The following is a 24,803-nucleotide window of genomic DNA, read 5'->3' on the forward strand; positions in this document are numbered from 1 at the left end:
ATCAGGACGCTCTCCATGTTGCCGTTTTCCGCCACTGCCGGGGTTGCCCTCGCTCCCGACACACTGACCGCGTGGGGGATGTTCGTCCATGCGGACATCATCGTGCAGGCAGTCATGGTGGGGCTGGCGCTGGCCTCACTCGTCACCTGGACCGTGCTGCTCGCCAAGTCTTGGGAGTTTTCCCGCGTGCGCCGCCGATTGGGCGAAGCGCGCGATCATATGCTCGCAGCCGTTCGACTGAGCGACATCGAAGACGCGGATGCCCTGCAGCACGACATCCCCCGGTCGCTGCTCGATGCGACGGTGCTGGAACTTCGGCTATCGCACGATATGGAAGACAAGGCGGGCGTCAGCGAGCGTGTCGCCTCCCGGCTTGACCGACTGGAAGCGAGTCACCTGCGCGAGCTGCGCAAAGGCGCCAGTGTCCTGGCCACCATCGGCGCGACGGCGCCGTTCGTGGGGCTGTTCGGGACGGTCTGGGGCATCATGAACAGCTTCGTTGGCATCGCCGAATCCAACACCACCAATCTGGCGGTGGTTGCCCCCGGCATTGCCGAAGCCTTGTTGGCCACCGCGCTCGGTCTGGTAGCCGCCATCCCTGCCGTCGTGATCTACAACCACTTCGCGCGAACCCTTGCGGGCCTCAAGGGCGTCCTGGGCGATCTCTCCGCGGGCATCCAGCAGTTGGTTTCCCGGGACCTGGATCGAAGGACGCAGAGGGAAGCGCCATGAAATCGGGTGCAGGCGGGCACGATGACGAGGATCTCGCGGAGAACCACGAGATCAATGTCACCCCCTTCATCGACGTCATGCTGGTGCTGCTGATCATCTTCATGATTGCTGCGCCGCTGGCGACGGTGGACATTCCCGTGGAGCTTCCGGCCAACGCCGCGGCACCCAAGCCTCGCGAGGCCGATCCTGTCTTCCTCTCGGTGCAGGCTGACCTGAGCTGGAGCGTCAACGAGCGGCACGTTACATCAAGCAACCTGCGCACCACGCTCGATGCCACCACGCAGGGCGATCGCGACACGCGCGTCTTCCTTCGCGCCGATCAATCCGTGTCGTACGCCGATCTGATGGACGCAATGAATGCACTGCGCGATGCCGGCTATCTGAAGGTCGCGTTGGTGGGATTGGAGCGGGCCGGGGAATGACGGCGTCCAGGCACGCGGTCGTGTGGAGTTCCAGTTTCGCCGTGGCGGTCCTCGTGCATCTGGCAGCCATCGCGGCAGTGCTGTGGTGGCGAACTGCGCCCCCTGCGACAGCGGATCTCGCCGCGGACGCCATCATGCTTGAACTGGCCACGACGCCCGAGGCGCCGCCGGCGCCACCCACGGACATGCCGCCAGGCCCCGTGCAACCGCCGGACGAGCGCCCGTTGCGGGCGGAGCAACCGCGCCTGCAACCCCGCGTCGAATTGCCGACGTTCGACAGCCCTGACGTGCAGGATCCCGACCAGGCACCCGAAGAGCCCGAAGGGCCTGCTTCTGAGAAGCCGATGCAGGCACAGGCACCGCCCAGCGCCGATGCCGTACCCAGCACGCGGCTTGCCGCGCGACAGACGGTGGCAGGCACTCGGACAGAGATGGCCGCGACATGGCAGGGCATCCTGCTGGGACACCTTGAGCAGCACCGCCGTTATCCCCGCCAGGCCGAACGCATGCGCCAGGAGGGCACGGCGCATGTGCGCTTCTCAGTGGACCAACAAGGTCATGTCGCCAACGCCAGGATCGAGCGAAGCAGTGGCAGCGCGCTGCTGGACGAAGCAACGCTCGACACCGTGCAGCGGGCCAGCCCTGTTCCGCCGCCACCGACCGAGCTGGCGCCTTACCCCGTCGATGTGATGGTGCCCGTGGACTTCTACGTCCGAAGACGTTGATCGTTGTCCGGATTCCGGCCGCGGCCACCGTCGTCCCACCCTTTCCACCATGAGACAGGAAGATCATGAACTACGCGAAGACACGCCTGAGGATCGTTCCTCTTGTTTTTCTGGCGATCGCCGGCATCACCGCGAGCACGACGTCGCTGGCCCAGACGAACGCGAAGCACCAATGCTTCAACCACGAAGGACTCCCTGCGGAGCTCCAACAGAAGTCGGAGAAGTATCTCCTCGAAGCGCTGGACACCGAAGCACTCTTCACGCTGGTGGGTGGCCTCAAGCCCATGAGTTCCGGCTTCTATGACCGAAGGGTGTCCACCTCCATCCCGCGCATGAGCGAGGAAGAAGCGACGTCAGTGATGGCCGAGCTCGGATCGCGCCGCGCGTCGAAGATGACGGATGAGCAAAAGGCCCGGCTCGCGGAAGCCAAGTCTGCAGCAGACCGCTTCACCGCCCTTCGGGAGGTCGATGATCTACGTCGGATCGTCTCCACTTGGACATGCGGCGATGAGATCCATGCGGACATCGTGCACTTCGCCACGCCCCATGCGGGCAACCGGCATGTGGAGGGCGTTCTCTTCTCTCGCCCCGTCCTGGCCGACATGATCCAGCGAAAGGAGAAGTTCTTCTCCCGCTGGTCGATCACGCCGCACTCCAATCCCATCGAGGCGCTTATGGCTGTCGAGTACGCGCGCGATGCGTCGCGATTCGCCGGCTACGGGTATCTGTTCGGCTACCCCGACGAGGCCGTCCGCTTCTTCGTGGACTCCTCCATCCATCAGGACATGACGGGCGATTTCGTGGCGCGTGACTTCCGTGCGGTCCCTACCTTCCAGCGCGAGACCGGACAGTTCACGTACGCGGTGCCAAAGGGGACGGACGTTACGGAGGCTGATCTCCGGCTCAAGGAGCGGGCGGGCGCGATCCTCAGCGCCTACAAGGTGCGGCGCGCGCAGTACGTGGGTCCCGGAAAGCCCGGCGTGGCCGCCATGCTGCGCGACTGGTTCTGCCCCACCGACAACAAATGCAGTCCCGCCAACGCAGCGCTCTAGGCAGCCGAATACCTACGGCGATAAGCAGATACTTGAGAGCCAAAGTTGAGGTGCCTGCTCGCGACGCAGGCACCTCATACCCGTCAGAAGTTGGTCTTCAGCTTGAGCGATGACGTGCGCCGCCACTTGCTGATGCTGAACGGAGCGCCGGATATCCGAACTCACTGGTACCCGATTGATGTCCGCTTTGGGTCGGAAGCGGTCGCTCGACGCTATGGCTAGGGGACGTTGATAGTGGCTTCGATACGGTGGCCGTCCGGATCGACCAGGAACGCAGCATAGTAGTGCTCTCCGTAGTCAGGTCGAAGTCCGGCCCCACCATTGTCTTGCCCACCCGATTGCAGTCCTGCTGTGTGAAAGTCGTGGACGGCAGCCTTGGACGGTGCTGAAAACGCCAGATGAAATCCCGCACCGGGAGGTCTCGCATCGTCGCGGAGCTTCAGACAGAGCAGATCCTCATCGTCCACCAACCCGTATCCGATGGCGGTTTCGTCCTCAAAAACGCGTCGATATCCAAGCGCGCCCAAGGCGGCATCGTAGAACTTTGCCGAAAGCTCAAGATCACGCACGCCGAGGGACAAGTGGTGAAGCATGATCAATCTCCAGAAGGGATTGACATGTTAGACGCGTAAGCACTCCTGCGCCAAGCCTAGGACGCTCATGTCCGCTCCCGGCCAGAAGCGGACATCGCCCAAAACACCTGAATTAAGCCGACCCGCGAAGCGGGTTCGGCTTGAATGAATTGTTAGGTGCCACCCACCCGATCATTGAAGGCGCGCTCTCCATCAGCACCCCACCAAGGAACAGCAATAGATGCACCTAGTTTGCGAAGATCCCTTAACAAGCGGATCAGCCCATCAATTTGAGCCGAACCCCACTCAGGACCCATCCGATAGTCGAGTGTAATCCCGTCCGCATCCACCCACACTCCGACTTCCGGAATGACCGTCTCGCCCAAGGTCACACCGGCCAGGACGATATGAAATGGCTCTAAATCGCCATTAACGGCTAGCTCCGCGTCCGCCGGGCTGCTGAAGGGGCGGTCACTGTCCGTGGCCGGCACCCAAACGCGACATCCACCCACCGTCGCGTCGACGGCACCAAGGGCGAATAGATGAGCAAAGGCACGTGCAACTTGGATAGGCGAAGGGAAGTGCAGCTCAATCTCAGGGAGCGAGCCGTCGTCCTCCTTAAAGTAGCGTTGCAGCTCCATGTGGCACCTAACACCGGAATTAAGCCGACCCGCGAAGCGGGTTCGGCTTGAATGATTTGTTAGGTGCCATGGTCGCTAATCTCTGAAAGGTATGTTGCTTAGCCAATGCCCCAGAATGCGTCCTTGACGCCATCCCAGAGCTTTTTGAGTGTCTCGCTCCGCCCGCGAAAGAACGCGAACCGAAAGAGCTGCACCAGTAACGCAACAATTAGCCCGACGAACACCAGAAGGCCAAGGGCATCTCTAAACAAGAACGCAGCGACTGCCAAGGCCGCCAATAGCGCGAAAACAGCTAGGTCTGTCTTTAGCGTGCTCGGCGATGACGTTTTTTCCATGGCACCTAACTACCTAATAGCCGGACCACTGGGTCCGGTTATACGACTTATCCACAGCGCACCGTATGGTGGGCTATCCCCTTGATACAGCTCGATCTTAGGGCGGCTCGGTCCGGCTAACAAGCCGACGTATAACCGGACCCACGGATGACGCGAACGGGGGTACGCTGCCGTCGTTTCACCATCACTGGAGCGACCCTCATGGGGTGAGCCGAGCGCCACCACCCCACCCCCTCTCCGGTTCATGGACCAAGTGTCCGTGGTTTGCCGACGACGACACCTGAGCCGCCGCACCGAGCAGGCTTATCGGTTCTGGATTCGTAGGTACATCCATTTCCATGGCCGCCAGCACCCACGTGCCGTTGGCCCGGCCGGCATCGTTGCCTTCATCAATCATCTCGCGGCAGTAGGAGGTGTCGCCGCCTCCACCCAGTCGCAAGCGCTCAATGCCTTGCTGTTCCTCTATCGCGATGTACTGGAATCTGAAGTCAACCACCTCAGTGGCCTGCGGCGGGTCCAGCGTAGGGACCGTTTACCGGTTGTCTTGAGCACGGACGAGGTGATCGCGACTCTGGCACACATGGGTGGTGTTGCTGCCCTGATGGCCCACCTGCTCTATGGCTCAGGACTACGCGTAACCGAGTGCATGACCCTCAGGGTCAAGGACGTAGACCTGCAGGCCGGGCTGATCCACGTCAGGGCCGGGAAAGGCGGCAAGGACCGCACCACCCTATTGCCTGATCGCCTGAAGTCCCCGCTGCGCCGCCAGCTGCTAGCAGTGGCCAGACTGCACAAGCAGGACCTTGTGCGTGGTGGCGGATTTGCTCCTCTCCCCGATGCGCTGGAGCGAAAGTATCCAAGCGCCAGCCAGAGCTTGGCTTGGCAGTTCCTGTTCCCCTCTCGAGTCGTTCGGACCTGCCCTCAGACTGGCCGACGTCTTCGCTGGCATGCGTCTGAATCGGGCGTCCAGACGGCCTTCAAGGAAGCTGTGCACGAAGCAGGCATCGCCAAGCACGCCTCGGTTCACACGCTACGCCACTCGTTCGCCACTCACTTGCTCGCAGCCGGCACGGACATTCGGACCATCCAACTGTTGCTGGGTCACCGAAATCTCAAAACCACCATGATCTATACACACGTAGAGCAAGCCATCCGCAAGACGGTTAGCCCGCTCGACCGACTGCACGTGCTCTGAGCACAAGAGGCGGACATTCGTAGGATGTCCGCTTTGGGTCGGGAGCGGTCGCTCGCCGCTATGGCTAGGGGACGTTGATAGTGGCTTCGATACGGTGGCCGTCCGGATCGACCAGGAACGCAGCATAGTAGTGCTCTCCGTAGTCAGGTCGAAGTCCGGCCCCACCATTGTCTTGCCCACCCGATTGCAGTCCTGCTGTGTGAAAGTCGTGGACGGCAGCCTTGGACGGTGCTGAAAACGCCAGATGAAATCCCGCACCGGGAGGTCTCGCATCGTCGCGGAGCTTCAGACAGAGCAGATCCTCATCGTCCACCAACCCGTATCCGATGGCGGTTTCGTCCTCAAAAACGCGTCGATATCCAAGCGCGCCCAAGGCGGCATCGTAGAACTTTGCCGAAAGCTCAAGATCACGCACGCCGAGGGACAAGTGGTGAAGCATGATCAATCTCCAGAAGGGATTGTCATGCTAGACGCGTGAGCACTCTTGCGCCAAGCCTAGGACGCTCATGTCCGCTCCCGGCCAGAAGCGGACCTCTACAACGCCAAAATTGAGCCGAACCGCGAAGCGGGTTCGGCTTGAATGATTGTTAGGCCTTGGCCACGGACCGCGCATGAGTCAATACTTCCTTCGTCAGCTGAGCCCAGCAGGTTGAGAATCGCACGAAATCCTCTACAACTTTGAAGAAGTCATCCGCATTCTCTTGCTCGAATTCATATAAGTGCTCGAGCGTGAGATCGTCGTAGTGATAGCTCACCTTGTTGCGATAGACGGCTAGGCGCTCAACGCCTGCAGGCGGCCAGTACCCCCAACGCCATCTGGTCGCTGAAGCAGAAGGCTGCGGTCGGTGTGCTGGAACCCTGCCCCAGCAGTTGTCTGGCCGCCGCGTAGCCGGACTGCACGGAGAAATCGCCCGGCGCGAGCATCAGCTGGCGCAGGCGGCCGCGCGCCCTGGCTGCGGTTCTCGCCCCTTCCAGTCGTTGTTGATGCAGGGGATCGTCGGGTGGGCCACCGACCACCGCGATGCGCTCGTGCCCTAATGCGTACAGGTGTTCCATCGCGGCGCGAGCGGCGGCCGCGTTGTCGATATGGACGCTGGGAATGCCCAACGCCGGATCGAACTCGCAGCCATTGACCACCGGCGCGTGCGGACCCAACTGTTTGACGATCTCGCGTGCCGTCGGCGGCAGCCGATGTCCCAGGACGGGTGCAAAGATTCGCAGTCCGGTGCATCCTTTGCCGTGTCGGAGGTCCTTGAAGTAGATTTCCACATGGCGAGGGGCAAGCTATGACCGTAAGGACGATCACGGACAACGGACACCAACTGACTGTACAGACGATCGAGAAGATTGATCCGCTGGGAATGGTCTATTGGCAGGGCCGCGCAATGTTCCGCATTGCAGAGGGGCGTGCACGCGTCGACGTGGTCACCACTGAGCGCCACGCTAGCCGCGATAGGGCCGAAAGCGCTGCTATCGCACTAGCCCGCAGGAACGGATGGAGCATGAGCTAAATGGTTAAGACAGGCTAGATCTCGCCATGCTAACGTCCCGTTCGCAGCTGCAACTCACGGCCCCATTCGGCTCGCACCATAGAGATCCTATCCGTGCGACTACACCGTTGTATCGCGCGACATCGCAAGACACCACTTCATCGAAGACCACATGCGTACCAACGGCGCGTGGCTCATGGATGAACACGCAGCCGAAACCATGCTGCCCAGCTACCCCGCTTGGGAGCAGCGCGTCTTTTAAAACGGGCCGTGCTGAAAGTACTCGGATCTTAGGCCACAGCAAGGTGGCCATAAAACCCGAGAAGATATGTCGATACTGCCGCTACTACACCATCAGACTGAGATTCCGGCTTTCAGACATTAATGAATGCATGCCGAACATATGTGAATTAGTGATGCCAGCACTCATTTAGGCGCCGCGAGCCAGGCGAGCAACTCTTCCAGCGGAGCGGGTCGTGCGATCAGGAAACCCTGGACACTGTCGACGCCATGCCGCTTCAGCCAGGCCAGCTCCTCCTCGGCTTCTACGCCCTCTGCCACGATGCCGAGGCCGAGGCCGCGCCCAAGCGCTATCAATGCCTGGCATATCGATGCATTCCTCGGATCGCGGTGCACGTGGCGGATGAAGCTGCGGTCGATCTTCAGACAATCCACCGGCAGGTCGCGCAGGTACGTCATGCTTGAAAAGCCGGTGCCGAAGTCATCGATGGAGATGAACACGCCATCGCGTTGCAATTCCTCCATCGCCGCCCGTGCCATATCGGGGCGGCGAAGCATGACACTCTCCGTCAACTCGACATGCAGGCTGCCGGGCGGAAGGCCGTAGCGCTCGTGGACACTCCGGAGGAGACGGGGAACGGTCCCGGACATGAATTGCACAGCGGAAACATTGACCGCGATGGCCATTCCCGGGAACCCCGCCGCCGCCACCGCCTGATATGCCTGTGCCGCCTTGTCGATCACCCAATCGCCGATGGGCACGATGAGGCCCGATTCCTCGCTCAAGGGGATGAACCTGTCCGGTGCAACGTAGCCACTCGGGGTACGCCACCGCAACAGCGCTTCGACTGCAAAGACCGCACCGTCTTTCAGGCGCTGGATGGGCTGGAAGAAGAGCTCGAACTCATCACCCGGCAGCGCCCGTCGCAGGCGATCGATCATAGCGAGTCGTTGACTGGCGTCGTCCGCCATGCTGTCGGTGTAGTGCATCGTCCTGCTGTTCTCGGCGCGGGCCTGCAGTGCGGCAAGCGACGCATGTGCCACGACTTCTTCCGCCCCCTGGTCGGGGGCTTGCCGGAAGGCGATTCCTATCCATGCTTCCATGCGCTGGCTTCCACTTCCCGACTCGACGGGCTCGGAGAATGCAGCCAACAGCTCGTCGACCAGTTCGTTCCAGTCGGCCGCATGGCGCGTCATGGCGACGAAGGCATCGGCAGGCACGTAGGCCAGCGGCCCGTGCCGACCCGCGACGGCGGCGAGACGCTGCGCGATGCCACGGATCATCTCGTCGCGCGTACGGTGCCCGAAGGTGGGCGAAACGAATGCGAGATCGCGCAATTGCACGTAGGCGACAGCGTAGATCCCGCTGTTTCCGGCCGGTTCCGGCGGGTCATCCAGCTGTTCGACGAACGTACGTAGATTGAGCAGGCCCGTGCCCTCGTCATGCGCAGCCCGCCATGCGAGATCCTTCTCGTGGGCCACCCGGTCGCTCACGTCCTCGGCGAGTACCAACCGCGCTGCACGCCCATTGAACATGATGCTGCTGCTGTGCACGCGGACATGCATGGGCGTTCCGTCGCGGCGGACATGAATCCATACAGGCGAGGCGTCGCGTGGTTCGGCACCGTCATTGACCGACGCGAGTACCGCCTCGACCTCTCCGGCCGGGCGGATCTGCAGGATAGTCATCCCCAGGAACTCTTCGCGCGAGTATCCGTAACGGGAAATGGCGGCAGCATTGACCGCCAGGAACCGGAGAGACTCGATATCGAATACCCAGAATGGCAGTGGATTCAGGTCGAACAACTCGCGGAACTGGATCTCCGCGCGCTTCAGCTCTTCCTGCCGCGCCATGCGCTCGGTGATGTCGACGATCGTGCCCGTCATGCGTGGCTTGTGGTCTTCACCCTCGATCAACGCGCCCTGCGCACTGATCCAACGGCACTGTCCATCCGGCATGACAATGCGGTACTCGGAGCGGAACGGCTGCCCGTTTGCCCGCGCCTGTTCGAATTCGCGTTCGACCCTCTGCCTGTCCAGTACGTGCATGCGCTGGAAGAACTCCGCCAGCGGCAACATGCCCGCGACAGGGGCGAAACCGAACAGGCTGGCGGCATGCGCGGAAGCGCGGACGTGGTCATCGCCAAGTTCCATCGCCCATACACCTGCGTGCGAAGCTTCTTGGGCCTTCGTGAGCCAGTCGGCATGCCGCCGTAGTTCATCGTGAACTCTACGGCGAGCAGCCTCGGACACCGACATCCTCCGCATCAGGTAAGACATCCCCAGCCAATAGAGCACCAACAGGCAGCCTGCGATGACCGCATAGCGCCACCAAGGCGCCATCGCGTCCTGTTTCGAAAGACCGACTGCCACAACGAAAGGATAGTCACTGGTCGAGGTGAAACTGGCGAAGCGCTCGATGCCATCCAGTCGACTCACCATATCCAGTTGCACCGTGGCGCCCGGCGTGAGGTTTGCAGGCAACGGCACCTGCCTGCCCACGTAGGCGCCACTAATGCCTTGGCGCGCTAGCACCACGCCATTCCAGTCCAGGATTCCTGCGCTGCCCCGCCTACCTATATCCAGACCCTCCAGCATGCGCTGCAGCTCCGACGTGCGCAGCCGTGCCACCAGCCAGTTGCCTTCGGGCGTGCGCAGCGCCAGGGGGATGATCGGCTCGCCATGGCCCTCCTGCTGCAGCCCCCCCACGCCCAGCCCCCCGCCATGCCCGGGAGTGTATGCAGGGTGAGCCGGGCGTTCATGCGCACCGACGCCATGATGGATCGCGCGCCACTCGGCGTCGTACAGATCGATGTCCTGAAGTTCGACATGTCGCGAGACTACCCCGCGGATTGCTGCCGGCAGGTCCCACCGGCTGCGCTCGGGATAGTCTTCCGCGTAGCCATCCGCTTCGACCGCCATGCCTCGCAACGCACGCTCGAGGTTGCGGAGCTCGTAATGGAGCAGGCGATCCACACCAATGGCCACGGCCGTGCTCTGGCGCCGCGCTGCTTCTACGCGTGCAAGCCGATCCTGCACGACCGTCAGAACCAGCCCAATGCTGATGAATAGGCCCAGGCAGGTGCCGATCCAGCGCACGGTGGATGGGGAGGCCGCGGTTACCCGAGTCAGCGCCGCTCTCATGGCGTCGTCACCCCTGCCATACTGGACATCCCTTCGACGCGCCGATCATGCACGCGCCGCGACAGCGGTTCCAGCGGACACGTCCATGGGTCGGCCACACAGGTGCCTGCGGAATGGCAGTTGGGTGCCTACGCAGACACATTGGGGGCGGACTGCTGCGGACGCGATGCGCGCACCATGGTCAGATGGAACCGATTGCGCCCCTGCTGCTTTGCTTTGTACAGCGCCTCGTCCGCCGTAGCCAGCAGGTCATCTTCCTCTACAGGCGATTGCGCGAACGCGATCCCGATACTCGTGGTGAGCATCAGCGAAATTCCTCCGAAGTACATGGGTGCATCGACCGATGCCAATATGCGTCTTGCGACCTCCTCGACGGCCGCTGCGGTGATGTTGCCATCGAGCAGGATCACGAACTCGTCCCCACCCAAACGGACCGCCAGGCCCTTCTCCTCGTTCGCCACCGCTTGCAGGCGATCCGCGAAGCAGCGGATCACGCCGTCTCCTGCCGCATGACCGTGCGTATCGTTCACCTCCTTGAAGTGATCCAGGTCGAGGAAGAACAGCGCGATGGCGCCACTGCCCCTGTCTAGGCGTGCAATGGCCAGTGCAAGCCGGCGTTCCAGCTGGCGTCGATTGGCCACTCCGGTCAGGGCATCCACCAGGCTCAGGCGCTCCAGTTCGAGTCGGCTCTTTTCCAAGGCCCGCTCAGCGGCTACTCGCTTGCTGATATCCCTCCCAGAGAGGATGAGGTCTACCGGCACCGAGGGATCACCGCCGGGAACGGATCGCATGACCACTTCCACCCATACATATTGGCCGTCGCGGTGCCGGATCCGGAAGCGATGCGTCTGCGGAAGGCCGGACGCGACCACTTCCTTCATCGCCCGCCGCTGTCCTTCGCGATCATCAGGATGCATGAGGTGCCAGCGGGACCCCAGCATTTCTTCAGGGGACCAACCCAGCATTTCTCTTGCGGAAGGCGACACATAGGTGCGCTCGCCCGATTGGTTCAGTCTCACCACGAGGTCGCCTGAGAAATCCGCCAGCAGTCGGTAGCGCTGCTCGCTGTCCCGCACGCGTGCGGTCAACCGATCGCGCTCCGCCATCGCCAGCACCACGGGGATGGTCAGGAGGCAGCCACCCGCCAGATAGAGCTGCAACAGTACGATGCCCACCGCGGGGTGCGAGGTGGAAATGCCGGCGAGGGGACCATGGCCGGTGGTGGTGAGCGCTATGCCGATTACCGCAAGCAGCGTCACGCCGATGGCGACACCAGAAAACCGGTGACGAAACGCACCCAGCAGCAAAGGCGGATACGTCAGAAAGAGCACTGGATACGGATGGGTGAACACTGCCAGTCCAACGCTTGCAATCAATCCCATACTGACTGCAAAGCGGGTGCGCCGGCCGCGTGGAGCCAATGCGCGCACGCCTTCGACGTGCAGCACGAGGGTGGCGGTACCCACGATGACCATGCCCAACACGTGCGCGCCGTACCAGGTGGCGAACGCGACGCCGAAGTCTGCCTTCATGACGTGGTGCGCCAGTGCGGCAACGAGGAGGCCCGAGACCGCGCAGGCGAGCAGTGTACTGACCGTCGCTACACCACCCAAGTGTATCCAGTGGCGGGGGTCGCGGATGTTGGGAATCTCACGGCGGATGAAATATGCCACGCCAACCACTTCGATTCCCTGGCAGAGCGACAGGGCGATAGCCACGGAAAGTGCCGTGCCGGCCGCCCACTGGCCTGCGATATCGGCGATGCCGCCCACCACGCAATACGCTACCCATGAGGCGCTGGGCCGGAGCAACAGCCATGCACAGAGGATGCCTCCTGAAATCCAGACAGCAGACAGGTCCCCTGGGCGTCCGCCCCAGGTGTTGGACAACCAAGCGCCTGCCGCGACCAACACGGCAACCAGCGCGAGATCAGCCGGCGCGCTCCTCCGCTCCTGCATGGACACATCGCATCCTGTCAGCCTCATGCCACGCGGATAGTGGAATGGATAATGTAAGCACCGCGTGCACGGCTGCGAGTGCCGTCCTGTTCATGGATGCTGCCAGCGCACTGCAGGCGGCACTTGCTCCACGGTGCTTCGGAGAAGGCATGCAAGGCAACAGTAGAGCAAGGCACTGTTCGGGATACGTGGATCCTCGTCATTGATCGGGGCATGGCCCCAACTGGTACCTGTCATTGACCGATAGTGGCCACATGCGTGAACCGCCAGCGATCTGCAAAAGTCAGTTTGACGTAAGGATCATCCCCTCCCCGTCCGGATGTTCGCGTCATCAATTCTTGCGCTGCTTCCCTTGCGCCTTGGGGACTATCGTGTCGATCAGGCGCATTGCGCCGTCCAGGTCCTGCTTGACCCTGGTCCATGCACCCCACGGATGGGCCTTCATGCGTTCCATGCGGCGACGCGCCGACACCAGGTCATAGGCATCGCCTGCCTTCACCCGCCTCAGCTCGTTCCAGCGCAACGGCATGGCCACCGGCGCTCCCGGCCGGGCACGCAACGAGAACGAGGCGACGCTGGTGGCACCGCGGCCGTTGCGCAGGTAGTCGATGAAGATGCGACCCTTGCGGAATTTCTTGCTGGCCGTCGCAACGTATGCCAGCGGTTCCGATGCCGCCATCGATTCGGCGAAGGCATGCGCGAACGGCTTCACCTGCGTCCATGGGCACGCCGGTTTCAGCGGCACCACCACATGCAGGCCCTTACCGCCTGATGTCCGCACGAACGAATCCAGTCCCATCGCTTCCAGCCGCCCGCGCACCTGGCGCGCGGCTTCCACCACCTGCGGCCATGCGACACCCGGGCCGGGGTCCAGGTCGAAGACCATGTAGTCCGCCTTGTCGGGCGAGGCCGCGGTGGCACCCCACGGATGGAATTCCAGCGCATTGAACTGGACCATCTCGAGCAATCCGGTTCCCTCTTCCACCACCAGGTAGTCCGCGCGCTCGCCGCTGTCTTCCTCGATGCTGACGGCGCCCACGTGCTCCATGCCGGCCGTGTGGTGCTTCTGGAAGAAGCACGGCCGGTCCGCGCCCTGGGGGCAACGCACCACCGACAGTGGCCGCCCCGCCAGCTCGGGCAGCAGCCAGGGCAGCATCGCCTGGTAGTAATCGAACACCTGCGCCTTGGTGATGCCACCTTCCGCGAACACCACCCGACCAGGACTGCTCAAGGTCACCACGGAAGCCGAGCGCTTTTTCTTTTTTTCCGTTGGTGAGGGCTGCGGCTTTTCCGTCGGGTTGCGCATTCCAGCCTCCCGCAGATCGTCTGCCGTCTTGTCCGCGCGGATCGCTTTGAGCGACGACTGCCGCAACAGCCCCTGGCTGCCCCAGCCATGGAAGAACACTTCCGCCACGTGGTGCGGTCGCACCCATCGGGCGTGGCGCAGCTCGGGATCATCCACCGCGACGTGCACCATGGGCTTGGCGCGCGCATCCCGGCCGAGTCTGGTCGGCAGGTCGGCCAGCAGCTGCGCATTGAAGCCGGTACCCACGCGACCCACGTAGCGCCATCCATGGTCGGAATCCGGTATGGCAAGCAACAGGGCGCCCAGGCCCGCGCGGCTTCCCTTGGGTGGGGTGAAGCCGACGATGGCGAACTCCTCCGCGTTGCGCTGCTTGATCTTGCGCCAGGCATCACCACGCCCGCCGTGGTAGGACGCATCCGCGCGCTTGGAGATGATGCCTTCCAGGCCGCGTTCGATGGCCATGGCCAAGGCCTGCTCGCCACGGCCGATGATGTGCGAGCTGTAGATCAGGTGCGGCGGCGGCTTCTTCAGGATTTCCGCCAGCAGCGCCTTGCGCTGGTACTGGGGACTGCGCGAGAGATCCACGCCGTCGACCTGCAGTACGTCGAACAGCAGATAGGACAGCACGGCATTGCGCTCGCCGGACAGCACGGCCTGCAGCAGGCCGAAGTCTTCCTGGCGCCCTGCCCCCGCCACCAGTTCGCCATCGAGCACGGCGTCCTGCAGCCCAAGCGCCTCGAGCGCGCCGACAATCTCCGGTACCTTCTTCGTCCACTCCAGTTCGTTGCGCGACCACAGGCGCACCTTGCCGCGGTTGATCTGCGCGATGAGGCGATAGCCATCCCATTTCGCCTCATGCAGCCACTCGTCGCCTGCGGGCACCGTGGCGCTCAGCTTGGCGAGCTGCGGCGAACGGAATGACGGCGGGTCGTTCGTCGCCCTGGCACCCTGCAGCTTGGCGGCGCGTGCGCCCCAGGGGTCGGAGCGTTTCGGCGACCCACGCGAAGACGAAGACGCCTTTGCTGTCTTTGCCACCTTTGCCGCTTTTCCCGTCTTGGGCCGCGCCGGCTTCGCCGGCGCGCGGGCGACATCCTCCAGCAGGTCGTCGGCCTCCTGTTTGCTGGCGTAGCGGTCACGCTCCTTGAAGAGGAGCCATTGCGGCGTGCGTGCAGGCTTCTGCGTCCGCACGAGATGCCAACCGCCTTTCAGCTTGTCGCCGAACATCTCGAAACGCAGATGGCCCTTGGCAAGCTGTTCCTCCGCATTTCCCTCGGTGGTCCAGAGACCCTTGTCGAATGTCGCCACATGACCGCCGCCATACTCGCCCTTCGGTATTTCGCCTTGGAAATCGGCATAGTCGACGGGGTGGTCTTCCACTTCCGCCGCCAGGCGCTTGACCGCCGGATCCAGACTGGGGCCCTTGGGGACCGCCCAGCTCTTCAGCGTGTCCCCAACCTGCAGCCGGAAATCGTAATGACGATGGCTGGCGTGATGCAGCTGCACGACGAAGATGGGGCGGCGCCCGCGCGGCAAGCGGCTGCCCGGCGCAGGCTCGGGCGTGCTGTCAAAACGGCGCTTGCGCCGATACTCCACCAGGCTCATCACCGCCTCCTTCAACGCCCCCTTTATGCGACGCGGGTCGTCAACGCGATGTGCATGCGCGTGCCTGTGCCGTCTTCCTGCTCAGGGAGGCAGCAGGCTGCTGCGCCGGTGCCAATCGCGCAACGCAGCGGAAACGACACCGGAGAACTCGACCTCCAGCGCACGACAAGCATCAAGGCTGTCGCGGACGGCCGCCAATGGCGTGTGCTCCACCTGCCAGGGCCAGAATTCGATCGCGCCCCATGTTGCCACCGCCGCCTGCTCCATCGTCGCCAGTCGCCACCGCTCGGCGAACAGACGCTCCCGGGCCCAAGTCCGCAGGCTCGCATGCACGGTGAACCCTCGGCGGATGAAGTCGTCTCGCGCCGCTTCCAGCGCGGCCTGCGCCCCGCGCAGCCATTCGGTATGGCCTGCGGCTCGACGTGGCACGAGCAGCGGCGGGGGTGCGGCGTGCGCATGCAGGTGCCGGTGCAATCGGGTTTCCCATTGTCGCGCCTCGCGTACGGCGTCCGCCCGCACCAGCCAGCCACGCTCCAGGTCGAAGAACTCAAAGTAGCGGGGTGCGAAGGCGGACAGCCGAGCGAACGGCTCCTTCGAGATGCCGAGCTTGGCGTAGTCCTCGTAGGCGCACGGGAACACGTAGAGGAACGCGCCACCCGACGCCCCCGTGCCCACGCCATCCAATGGGACGATCGTCCGTCCAGCCATGATGCGACGTCAGCGGCGGATGAGGATGCCGACCAGCTTTCCGCCGTGGTCCACCACGGGAAGCCGGTTCGATGCCAGCATCGCCATTCGCGAGAGAACGTCATCAACGTCTTCGTCGTCGATGCAGTAGATCGCCCTGGATGTCATGACGTCACGGACGCAGGTGGATGCACTCCGACCCTCAGCGACGACATTCAGGGCGATGTCTCGATCACTTACCACACCGGCCAGCTGACCTTCGTCGACTACGGGCAGACTGGCGATGTCATTTTCGGCCATCAGGGTGGCGGCCTGCTGCGCGGTGTCATCCAGAGATACCACGCAGGCATCCGGGTTCATGACATCACGCACCTTCATGCGAACCGTCCTTCGTTTCCTTGGCCATGATCTTTTCGCATCCGTCCATTCGTCGGGACAATCCACGCAACGCCAGCGGTGATGGAGACGAGAACCGGCAACGGCTAGTCGATGACCTGGCGTTCCCGGCCATCGTTGCCGGGGCAAAGCGCACGGATTCCGCACCTGTGGGCATCACTACTGCCTACTTCGCCGCCGCGCGCTTCGTCGTCCGCTTGGCGGGAGCCTTCTTCTTTGTAGCCTTGCTTGTCGGCGTCTTGCGTGCGGCGGTCTTCTTCGCGGGCGTCCTGCTCTTGCTGTCCAGGCTCTTCTGCAACAGTGCCATGAAGTCCACGACATTGGTTGCCGCGTCGTCATGCTCGACGGGAGCATCGATGAATTTCGTGGTCGCGCCCTTCGCCTTGATGCGCTTCTTTATGATCGCCTCAAGACGCTTACGGAACTCGTCATGGTAGGAATCCGGCGCCCAGGTCGCCTCCATAGACTGGATGAGACTCTTCGCCATTTCCACTTCTTTGGCCGCAATGCGGTAGTCGGCGGCCTTGCCCGAGGGCAGCTTGTACTCATCCGGATCCACCAGCTCCTGCGGGTAGCGGAGCATCATGAGCACCAGCGCGTCGCCTTCGGGGATGACCGCACACAGGTATTCGCGCGTGCGGATGACCACGCGGGCCACGCCGATCTTCTTCGTGCTCTTCAGGGTTTCCCGCAACAGCACGTAACCCTTCTCTGCCTTCTTGCCGGGAACGAGGATGTAGGGCTTTTCGTAGAAGCGGATGCCAATGCTGTCGGCATCGACGAAGGCTTCCACGTCCACGGACTCGTGCGTCTCCGGGGCCGCAGACTGGATGTCTTCCTTCTCGACAACCACGTAACTGCCCTTGTCGTATTCGAAGGCCTTGACGATGTCCTTCCAGGGCACCTCCTCGCCGGTCTCCGCGTTCACCCGCTCGAACCGGATGGGCTTCCTGTCGCGCGAGTCCAGCATGCGGAAGCTGATGTCCACCTTCCGTTCGCCCGACATCAGCGACACCGGAATGTTCAGCAGGCCAAAAGACAGGGTTCCGGTCCAGATGGGACGTGGCATGGCAACACCTTGGGCGCTACGGCTGAGGCCCTGATCTTCATGCGTGCGTAGGCAAGACCATGTGAAGCGGGACGGTGCGGCTGTCCGCGCGCTCCGGCCAGATGCTCGGCAGCCTCAGTTCCCCCATCTTCCGGGGGTCTGTGTACGACGAAAACGCCAGCAGGGCGCTGACGCCGCAGCCCACCATCCCGAAAGACTCACTGGTCGGGTCGTGCAGCCATTCGCAGACACGCGACGCCACCCAGGTTTTCCCCCGACCTTTGTCCGGCCTGCGCAGAACCCCCTACCTGACCCGCGAAGTGAATGAAATGCTTGCCTCGCCCATCGTAATGGCGACGGCGCTACCGTGGCCCGGCCTCTTCCCGCTTGCGCGCACGGTGATCGCTCAGCAGTGAGCTGATAACGATCCCGCAGCCCAGCATTACGCCGACCAGGAACAATGCCAACGCCACTACGGGATATCCCCACACCGTGTGCGGGGTCGAAACACGCATCATCAGCGACGAGGCCATGATGAGTGCTGCGGTAATTACCCCGATCGAAATGCGGTTCGCGATCTTCTGCAGGTTCTCCATCAACCGCGACTCTTCCAATCCGGTGACGCGCATCTGCAAGCGGTTCTCAGCGACGAGCGACAGAATATCGGATACTTTGCGCGGTCCGTCGCGCATCAGCGCCTGCACCTCCATCATCTCGCTGGCCAGATTGGGCGAGGACAGCGACTTGCGCAGGCGCGCACGCATCACGTGCTGCAACTGGTCTTCCACCAGCCGCTGTGTGTCCAGCCCGGGGGCCAATGCATGGCACACGGTATCCAGATTCAAGAGCGTCTTGCCCAGCAAGCTCAGTTCCGGCGCCGTACGCAGACCGCACTGCGTCGCGATGCGGACCAGTTCCAGGACGACACGGCCCTCCGACATCGAGGCCTGGTGCGCGCTGTACCGCGAGATCAACTGCCCTACCTCGCGCAGGTAGCGCGGTTCGTCGTAGTCATCAAGGCGGACTCCCAGCGAGATACTCTCTTCGGCGACCTGCTCGCCCCTGCCGTCCACGGCGGCGAATAGCAGCTTCAACAAGCGGTCGCGCTGACGCGGAGGGACATTGGCCACCATGCCCAGGTCGAAGATCGCCAAGCGTCCGTCATCGGTGACGCGCAGGTTGCCGGGATGGGGATCGGCATGGATCTCGCCATGCACGAAGATCTGGTCCAGATAGCCGCGCAGCAGCTCCTCTGCCAAGGGTGTCATCGACTCCTCAGTGCGGCGCAAACCGGTGATCTGGTCGACCCGCGTGCCCTGGGCCAGCTCCATGGTCAACACACGCTTGCTCGTGTAGTCCCAGATCGGCGCGGGTACCCACAGCCGTTTGAATGGCAGCAGGTGCTGGCGGAACCGCTCGAGGTTCTCCGCCTCGGCAATGTAGTCCAGTTCCGCCATCAGCGAACGTGAGAATTCCGCCAACCACTCGGAGAAGCGCACGTGCCTGCCCAGCTCGGTCATGCGATCCGCGGCGTCGGTGACGCCCCGCAGCAGTTCCAGGTCACTAAGCAGTTGCTGCGCCACGCCCGGCCGCTGGACCTTGACCGCGACCTCGCGTCCATCGCGCAAGGTCGCGCGGTGCACCTGCGCTAGCGACGCGCATCCCAACGGTGTTTCATCGAAGGCTTCGAAAGCCTTGCTGATCCGCACACCCAGCGCATCCTCGACTTGTTCACGCACCAGATCGTAAGGAATCGGCGCGACGTTTTCCTGCATCCTCTCCAGGGCGGCGGCGTACGCAGGTGGCACGAAGTCGGGGCGCGTGGAGAGCATCTGGCCAAGCTTCACGAAGGTCGGACCCATCGCCTCCAGCTCGTCGGCGAAACGTTCCGGGCTGCCTTCCTCGGCTACGTCCTCCTGTTCGAGGTCCGCGTCCAGTGCCAGTCCGTTGAAGACCCCGGATTTCCGGTAGCGGAACAGGAACTGCAGAATGGTGGCGCGCCTTGCCAGCCGGCCGGTCTGCGGAGTCGATTCTGTCTCACTGCTCATGCCGAACCTCAATGTTGCTGTTCCGGATTGTTATGACCGAGGTAGTGAGCTTGTCGTGAACGAACACGCGGCATGATCACGTTGCGATAACCGCTGGGGCATGCTCAATGCGTATACGCCCATTCCGGGCTCTAATGAATGCAGGCACCCATATGAATCGGACCCGCACGCATCGCGATAACGCTCACAGCGACAGCGCCAAGGCGGACACGCCCGACAAGCACAGGAACGAGAAAGCACGCTGGAAGGACCACGATCAACTCCAGGATCGGGACAGCCCAAAACCCGATCCGGAACAAGACTACCCGGGGGCACACGACGCAGTACCGCGCTGAGTGCGGCCTCAGGTTTCGGCGGGCTTCGTGCCACGCACCCTACCCGCCTTCACGGAGCAAACATGCCTCTCGCGCATTCTTTAAAGCACCTCTTGTTTCCTCTGGATCATTCATGACGCGCATTCCCCGCTGTCTGTCGCTTCCGCTGGTCATTGCTCTATTGAGCACGATGACCGCCTACGCTGCGGAAAGTCCACTCGCCGTGGCAGCCAATGAACTCGACACCACCGTAGGTGCCGCAGGTCAGCTGCGTGCCCAGGTGCTGCTGGATCGCGCTCACTTTTCGCCAGGCGAAATCGATGGGTTTGCCGGCTCCAACCAGCGGCGCGCCGTTCGTGGCTACCAACAGGCCAAGGCGCTTCCAGTGACCGGCGACTTGGACGCTGGCACTTGGGCCGCACTCAATGCGGACATGGCCCCCGTGCTGGTGGCGTACGCCCTTACGGTCGAAGACGTGGGCCAGAACTACGCCTCGCTGCCCCAAGACATGATGGAGCAAGGCAAGCTGAAATCTCTTGGCTTCGAATCCATCGAAGAAGCACTGGGTGAACGTTTCCACGCCAGCCCGGCCCTACTCCGCAAGCTCAATCCCACGGCAGACTTCAGCAAGGCCGGCACGCAGCTTCAAGTGCCCAACGTCGTGGGGGTCGCAGCTCCGGCGAAGGCAACCAAGGTGGTGGTGGACAAGTCCGACTCGACCCTTACCCTGGTTGATGCCGCAGGAAACCCCTTCGCGCAGTACCCCGTGTCTTCGGGCAGCCAGCACGATCCGCTGCCCCTAGGCGAGTGGAAGATCGTGGCCACCGCGGTCAATCCAACCTTCCACTATAATCCCGCCCTGTTCTGGGATGCGGACCCCACACATGCCAGAGCCACATTGGCTGCCGGACCGAACAATCCGGTCGGCACGCGCTGGATCGACCTATCCAAGCCACACTACGGCCTGCATGGCACAGCGGAGCCTGCCAGCATCGGCAAGACCCAGTCACATGGCTGCGTTCGTCTCACCAACTGGGATGTCGAACGCGTCGCGGCGGCGATCGGGCCCGACGTCGTTGTCGTCATGCAGGAGTGAGGCATGAGATACCTGCTGGCGCTGATCGCGGCGGTGATCCTGGGTGTGGCGCTCTACCGCGGCATTGACATCTCGCGCACCCCCGATAGAGAAATGACGGCAGCATCGCAAGCTCTCACGGTACCGCCTGCCAATGCCTCGTCGGCGGTCAACGCGACGCCGTTGGAAGCCACGCATCCCGCCGTCCCCGAGATGCTGCCTCCCCCTGCCTTGCCGATTTCCAACGCGCCGTTCTCCCTGCGCGAGAAGACGTCACCTGGATTGCTCATCCCCGTGCAAGGCAAAGTTGCTTCCGACCTGGCCGACACTTTCACCGATGCGCGCAGCGAGGGCCGTTTGCACGATGCCATCGACATCATGGCGAGCGCGGGCACCCCCGTACTCGCCGTCTCGGACGGGCATGTGGAAAAGCTGTTCTACAGCGAACGCGGCGGCTTGACGATCTATCAGTTTGATCCCCAGAGAAAGTACGCCTACTACTACGCCCATTTGCAGGGGTACGTGGCCGGTCTTGCAGAAAAACAGCCGCTCAAGCGTGGACAGATGATCGGATATGTTGGTAGCACCGGCAATGCGAGCCCGGACGCTCCGCACCTGCACTTCGCCATCTTCGTGCTGGGGGCAGAGCGTCGCTGGTGGGAAGGAACCGCCATCAATCCCTATCCACTGCTTGCCTCGTCGGGTGGGTGACCGCAATAGGAACAGACGGCATCCTGCGGCGAGATTGTCCGACTTCCTTTGCACGGGAAGAATCCGTGTAAGAGAAAGCCCCCGTTGTACGGGGGCTTCGATCACTCATCTTATTCGCCCGGTTCCCTGTCCTTGCGACTGGGTGCCTTATGCGGTTCGTTCGGATTCTGCCCGGGTTGCAGTTGGCGATTGCCCTGTTGTTCGCGTGGAGTAGTCATGGGAAATCATCCGTGGCGGCTGCCACTTTCAGTGGAGTGCACTCCATAGCATGAAGTGCCTGTGTCCGCGACTGATCCATCGTCGCGTCGGATTTTCACCGAGGGAGCTCAGCGGCCGTCCCGATCGAAATCGCCCGGAAGCTTGCGCTCGATATAGTGCCAACCGTCCTTGACGGCACCTTTCGCCTGTGGCCAGTCCAGGCGCGAGCTATCGCGGGTGGCTGCCCATTTACGTTCGAGCTCGCCTTCGACATCTTCGAACTTCTGGCCGCTGTATTCGCCATACGTGTCGTAACCGTACTTGTAGGCTGGACGGTAGTCATCCCACTCTCGACCCTCCGTATAGTACGGCGTCTGGCGATACTGGCCTTCGAAGTTGGCGATGTACTCGGTCGGATTCACCAACTCTGCGAGCGAATCGCCTGCCTTCGCTCCCAGCACACCGCCCGCCACTGCGCCAACGACCGTACCGACGGGGCCTCCGACGGCGGTGCCCGCCACGGCGCCCGCGATCGCACCGCCGACGGCGCCGGTACCCGCACCAATGTTGTGGTCTTTCTTGATGTCGCTCATTGCATGTCACTCCAGCGTAATGAACCGATTGGGGAAACTGAAGCCTTTGGCATCAGTGGAGTGACAGTGAACGCAACTGCTATGCGTGCACGTGAAAATAAGCCAATTTTCTGCTCACGAGCGCGCAACGTTTACCACGGATTCCCAAAGATCAAGCTCGCGCTCACCATCGTGCATTGACTCGTTTCCGGCTTTCGTTTCCGGAGTCATCTTCCTCACGGTCTGCACACGGCGACGGGAGCAACGTGGGATTGTCTTTCGGAAGTCCAGACATGGTTATGAAGAACTCTAGACCCACACAACACCAGCCCAATGTATTCGAGAAACCGCGACGGCCCACCGCGCCTACCGTGCAAGGAGAGAACCCGGGCAAGCGGACGAATGAAGAGCGCAATGATCCCGAGTCGGAGCACGGCGCCACCGGTGGGCAACCCCGCCGCCGGACGGCTCAGGCACATGCAGGTCCATGAGGCTGCATAACATGGTCGTTGAAGCGCGATTCTGGACGCGGGCGATGGTTGTTGATCGCCAAGGCGTACTCTGAAAGTCACCTCATAGGGCTCATGGATCATCGTTACGATGGATCTGTGGGATGTATGCACAGGCGTCGCCAAAGATTTCACGCCGCTCCCGGTACGCTGAGCCTCCCATCCAGCATCAGGGAAGCGCAGTGCCGAAGCTCCAGCACACGGATTGGCCCGCCCGCCTCTGGGTGATCCGCCACGGGCAGAGTGCCGGCAACGTCGCGCGCGATGCGGCCGAACTCGCCGGCGCCACGTTGATCGATCTCGCCCACCGCGATGCCGACACACCGCTTTCCGAACTGGGTGAACAGCAGTCGCAGGCGCTGGCCGCATGGTTCGACGCGCTGCCGGCTGACGAGCGCCCCACCCACCTGATGAGTTCGCCCTTCGTGCGGTCGTACCAGACGTGTGCGGCGATCGCGACGCGCCTGCGCATCGATGCCGATGAGATCTCGCTGGATGAGCGTCTGCGCGAGAAGGAGTTCGGCATCCTGGACCGCTATACCAGCCAGGGTATCCGGGCGACCTTTCCCGAGCTGGCCGAGCAACGCGCACTGGTAGGCAAGTTCTATTTCCGCCCCCCTGGTGGTGAGAGCTGGTGCGACGTGATCCTGCGCCTGCGCAGCGTGGTGGAAGTGCTCAGGCGCGACCACGTCGGCGACCGTGTCGTGATCGTGGCGCACCAGGTCATCGTCAACTGCTTCCGCTACCTGCTCGAATGCATGGACGAGAAGGCCATCCTGGAGATCGACAGGCTGGCGGATGTTCCCAACTGCTCGATCACCGAATACGGCTTCGTGCAGGGACACGAAGGCGAGCGCTTCGCCCTGCGGCGGGCAAACTACGTGCCTCCGGAACTGGAAGACCACGCCACCGTCACGGTCGCGGCAGATGCACCCGCAGGCCCGAAATGAAGCGTGTCCACGCACCGGTGCCCGTCAATGCCAGGCTGCTGCGTGCCTGGCCACTTCCCGCGCCTGACGCCATCCGCAGCAAGGAAGATCGTGGCCGCGTGCTGGTGGTTGCCGGCTCGCCGGACGTACCGGGTGCCGCGCTGCTGGCCGGCGAAGCGGCATTGCGTGCCGGCGCGGGCAAGCTGCAGATCGGCACACCGGCCAGCGTGGCAGCGGGCCTTGCACTTGCCGTTCCGGAGGCCAAGGTAACGCCGCTGTCCACGACGCGCAGCGGCGGTTGCCGTTCGTCGCCGGCGCTCGAGCAGGCATGCGCCGGCGCCGACGCGCTCCTGATCGGCGCCGGCATGGACGACACGCCGACCCTGCGCAACCTTGTCGCCCGGTTGTCCCGGCATGCCGCGGGCGTGGTGGTCGCCGATGCAGGTGCCATCGCCGCATTTCAGCACGTGCATGGATTCCGGTCTGCCCCGGTCATCACGCCGCACGCCGGCGAGATGGCGTCCTTGCTGGACACGCCGATCGAAGACGTGCACGCGCGGCCTGCGGAACTGGCACGGGAATTCGCGGCGCATGCGCGGGTGATCGTCGTGCTGAAGGCGCCGGAGACGCTGATCGCCGCTCCGGATGGACGCCTGTGGCGGCACACCGGGGGCGGACCCGGACTGGGAACATCGGGTTCGGGTGACGTCCTCGCCGGCATCATCACCGGGCTGGCCGCCCGGGGCGCGAGCGCGGAACAGGCCGCCGTCTGGGGGGTGTACCTGCATGGCCGTGCCGGGGAGGCGCTTGCCAGAGCACAGGGCAGCCTTGGTTTCCTGGCGCGCGAACTGCCAGCGCAGGTGCCGCGTCTGCTGGAAGCATTCGGTCCGTCGCCATCGAAA

19 protein-coding genes and 2 pseudogenes are annotated in these 24,803 nt (G+C 63.0%); 9 read left to right on the forward strand and 12 right to left on the reverse strand.

What is annotated here, in order from left to right; all coding sequences use genetic code 11:
• Nucleotides 1-15: 15 nt before the first annotated feature.
• The 4 genes from exbB (at nucleotide 16) to WBN46_RS13190 (ending at nucleotide 2,931) form a co-directional block, all read left to right on the forward strand.
• Nucleotides 16-732, forward strand: a complete 717-nt coding sequence (exbB, locus tag WBN46_RS13175; RefSeq protein ID WP_337731964.1) for a tonB-system energizer ExbB — start codon at nucleotides 16-18, stop codon at nucleotides 730-732.
• A complete protein-coding gene (gene exbD, locus WBN46_RS13180) occupies nucleotides 729-1,154 on the forward strand; it encodes a TonB system transport protein ExbD (RefSeq protein ID WP_337731965.1) in 426 nt (141 codons plus the stop codon). The genes exbB and exbD overlap by 4 nt, the downstream gene beginning before the upstream one ends.
• On the forward strand, nucleotides 1,151-1,879 hold the full coding sequence (locus WBN46_RS13185; RefSeq protein ID WP_337731966.1) for an energy transducer TonB: 729 nt from the start codon (nucleotides 1,151-1,153) through the stop codon (nucleotides 1,877-1,879). The genes exbD and WBN46_RS13185 overlap by 4 nt, the downstream gene beginning before the upstream one ends.
• A 65-nt stretch (nucleotides 1,880-1,944) precedes the next feature.
• Nucleotides 1,945-2,931 (forward strand): hypothetical protein, encoded by a 987-nt coding sequence (locus WBN46_RS13190; RefSeq protein WP_337731967.1) that lies wholly within the window; start codon nucleotides 1,945-1,947, stop codon nucleotides 2,929-2,931.
• 218 nt (nucleotides 2,932-3,149) lie between these two features.
• Here the strand turns inward: WBN46_RS13190 and WBN46_RS13195 are convergent, their stop codons facing one another.
• Entirely contained in the window at nucleotides 3,150-3,524 is a 375-nt protein-coding gene (locus WBN46_RS13195) for a VOC family protein (protein WP_337731968.1), read from the reverse strand.
• Nucleotides 3,525-3,676: 152 nt separating this feature from the next.
• Nucleotides 3,677-4,144 (reverse strand): hypothetical protein, encoded by a 468-nt coding sequence (locus tag WBN46_RS13200; protein ID WP_337731969.1) that lies wholly within the window; start codon nucleotides 4,142-4,144, stop codon nucleotides 3,677-3,679.
• 579 nt (nucleotides 4,145-4,723) lie between these two features.
• Here WBN46_RS13200 and WBN46_RS13205 point away from each other — a divergent pair.
• Complete coding sequence (locus WBN46_RS13205) at nucleotides 4,724-5,674, forward strand: integron integrase (protein WP_337731970.1); 951 nt, start codon at nucleotides 4,724-4,726, stop codon at nucleotides 5,672-5,674.
• A 64-nt stretch (nucleotides 5,675-5,738) separates the two neighbouring features.
• Here the strand turns inward: WBN46_RS13205 and WBN46_RS13210 are convergent, their stop codons facing one another.
• The 9 genes and pseudogenes from WBN46_RS13210 to WBN46_RS13250 form a co-directional block, all read right to left on the reverse strand.
• A complete protein-coding gene (locus WBN46_RS13210; RefSeq protein ID WP_337731968.1) occupies nucleotides 5,739-6,113 on the reverse strand; it encodes a VOC family protein in 375 nt (124 codons plus the stop codon).
• Nucleotides 6,114-6,460: 347 nt separating this feature from the next.
• Nucleotides 6,461-6,877: pseudogene (locus tag WBN46_RS13215) on the reverse strand (substrate-binding domain-containing protein); the annotation flags it as partial.
• A gap of 713 nt (nucleotides 6,878-7,590) precedes the next feature.
• Nucleotides 7,591-10,503 carry an EAL domain-containing protein gene (locus WBN46_RS13220; RefSeq protein WP_337731971.1) on the reverse strand — a complete coding sequence of 971 codons (2,913 nt, stop codon included), beginning with the start codon at nucleotides 10,501-10,503 and terminating at the stop codon, nucleotides 7,591-7,593.
• A gap of 173 nt (nucleotides 10,504-10,676) precedes the next feature.
• On the reverse strand, nucleotides 10,677-12,533 hold the full coding sequence (locus tag WBN46_RS13225; protein ID WP_337731972.1) for a diguanylate cyclase: 1,857 nt from the start codon (nucleotides 12,531-12,533) through the stop codon (nucleotides 10,677-10,679).
• Nucleotides 12,534-12,837: 304 nt separating this feature from the next.
• Nucleotides 12,838-15,414 carry a DNA ligase D gene (gene ligD, locus WBN46_RS13230; protein WP_337731973.1) on the reverse strand — a complete coding sequence of 859 codons (2,577 nt, stop codon included), beginning with the start codon at nucleotides 15,412-15,414 and terminating at the stop codon, nucleotides 12,838-12,840.
• Nucleotides 15,415-15,495: 81 nt separating this feature from the next.
• A complete protein-coding gene (locus WBN46_RS13235) occupies nucleotides 15,496-16,122 on the reverse strand; it encodes a GIY-YIG nuclease family protein (RefSeq protein ID WP_337731974.1) in 627 nt (208 codons plus the stop codon).
• A 9-nt stretch (nucleotides 16,123-16,131) separates the two neighbouring features.
• The gene (locus WBN46_RS13240; protein WP_337731975.1) at nucleotides 16,132-16,479 is read right to left on the reverse strand and encodes a CBS domain-containing protein; all 348 of its coding nucleotides are present in this window, start codon (nucleotides 16,477-16,479) and stop codon (nucleotides 16,132-16,134) included.
• A 184-nt stretch (nucleotides 16,480-16,663) separates the two neighbouring features.
• Nucleotides 16,664-17,566, reverse strand: a complete 903-nt coding sequence (locus tag WBN46_RS13245; RefSeq protein WP_337731976.1) for a Ku protein — start codon at nucleotides 17,564-17,566, stop codon at nucleotides 16,664-16,666.
• 341 nt (nucleotides 17,567-17,907) lie between these two features.
• Nucleotides 17,908-19,593: an AarF/UbiB family protein gene (locus tag WBN46_RS13250; RefSeq protein ID WP_337732221.1), complete on the reverse strand. Its 1,686-nt coding sequence runs from the start codon at nucleotides 19,591-19,593 to the stop codon at nucleotides 17,908-17,910.
• A 447-nt stretch (nucleotides 19,594-20,040) separates the two neighbouring features.
• On the opposite strand from WBN46_RS13250, the gene WBN46_RS13255 reads away from it, so the two are divergent.
• Both WBN46_RS13255 and WBN46_RS13260 read left to right on the forward strand, forming a co-directional pair.
• On the forward strand, nucleotides 20,041-21,003 hold the full coding sequence (locus WBN46_RS13255; RefSeq protein WP_337731977.1) for a L,D-transpeptidase family protein: 963 nt from the start codon (nucleotides 20,041-20,043) through the stop codon (nucleotides 21,001-21,003).
• A gap of 3 nt (nucleotides 21,004-21,006) precedes the next feature.
• Nucleotides 21,007-21,693, forward strand: coding sequence for a M23 family metallopeptidase (locus WBN46_RS13260; protein ID WP_337731978.1), 687 nt, complete (start codon nucleotides 21,007-21,009; stop codon nucleotides 21,691-21,693).
• Between the two features lie 326 nt (nucleotides 21,694-22,019).
• Here the strand turns inward: WBN46_RS13260 and WBN46_RS13265 are convergent, their stop codons facing one another.
• Nucleotides 22,020-22,484: a hypothetical protein gene (locus WBN46_RS13265; RefSeq protein ID WP_337731979.1), complete on the reverse strand. Its 465-nt coding sequence runs from the start codon at nucleotides 22,482-22,484 to the stop codon at nucleotides 22,020-22,022.
• Nucleotides 22,485-23,154: 670 nt separating this feature from the next.
• Here WBN46_RS13265 and WBN46_RS13270 point away from each other — a divergent pair.
• Both WBN46_RS13270 and WBN46_RS13275 read left to right on the forward strand, forming a co-directional pair.
• Complete coding sequence (locus WBN46_RS13270; RefSeq protein ID WP_337731980.1) at nucleotides 23,155-23,922, forward strand: histidine phosphatase family protein; 768 nt, start codon at nucleotides 23,155-23,157, stop codon at nucleotides 23,920-23,922.
• Nucleotides 23,919-24,779: pseudogene (locus WBN46_RS13275) on the forward strand (NAD(P)H-hydrate dehydratase); the annotation flags it as partial. The gene WBN46_RS13270 and the pseudogene WBN46_RS13275, both read left to right, overlap by 4 nt.
• Between the last annotated feature and the right edge of the window lie 24 nt (nucleotides 24,780-24,803).

The sequence above is a fragment of the Pseudoxanthomonas sp. CCNWLW251 genome (assembly GCF_037402255.1).
Taxonomy (GTDB): Bacteria; Pseudomonadota; Gammaproteobacteria; order Xanthomonadales; family Xanthomonadaceae; genus Pseudoxanthomonas_A.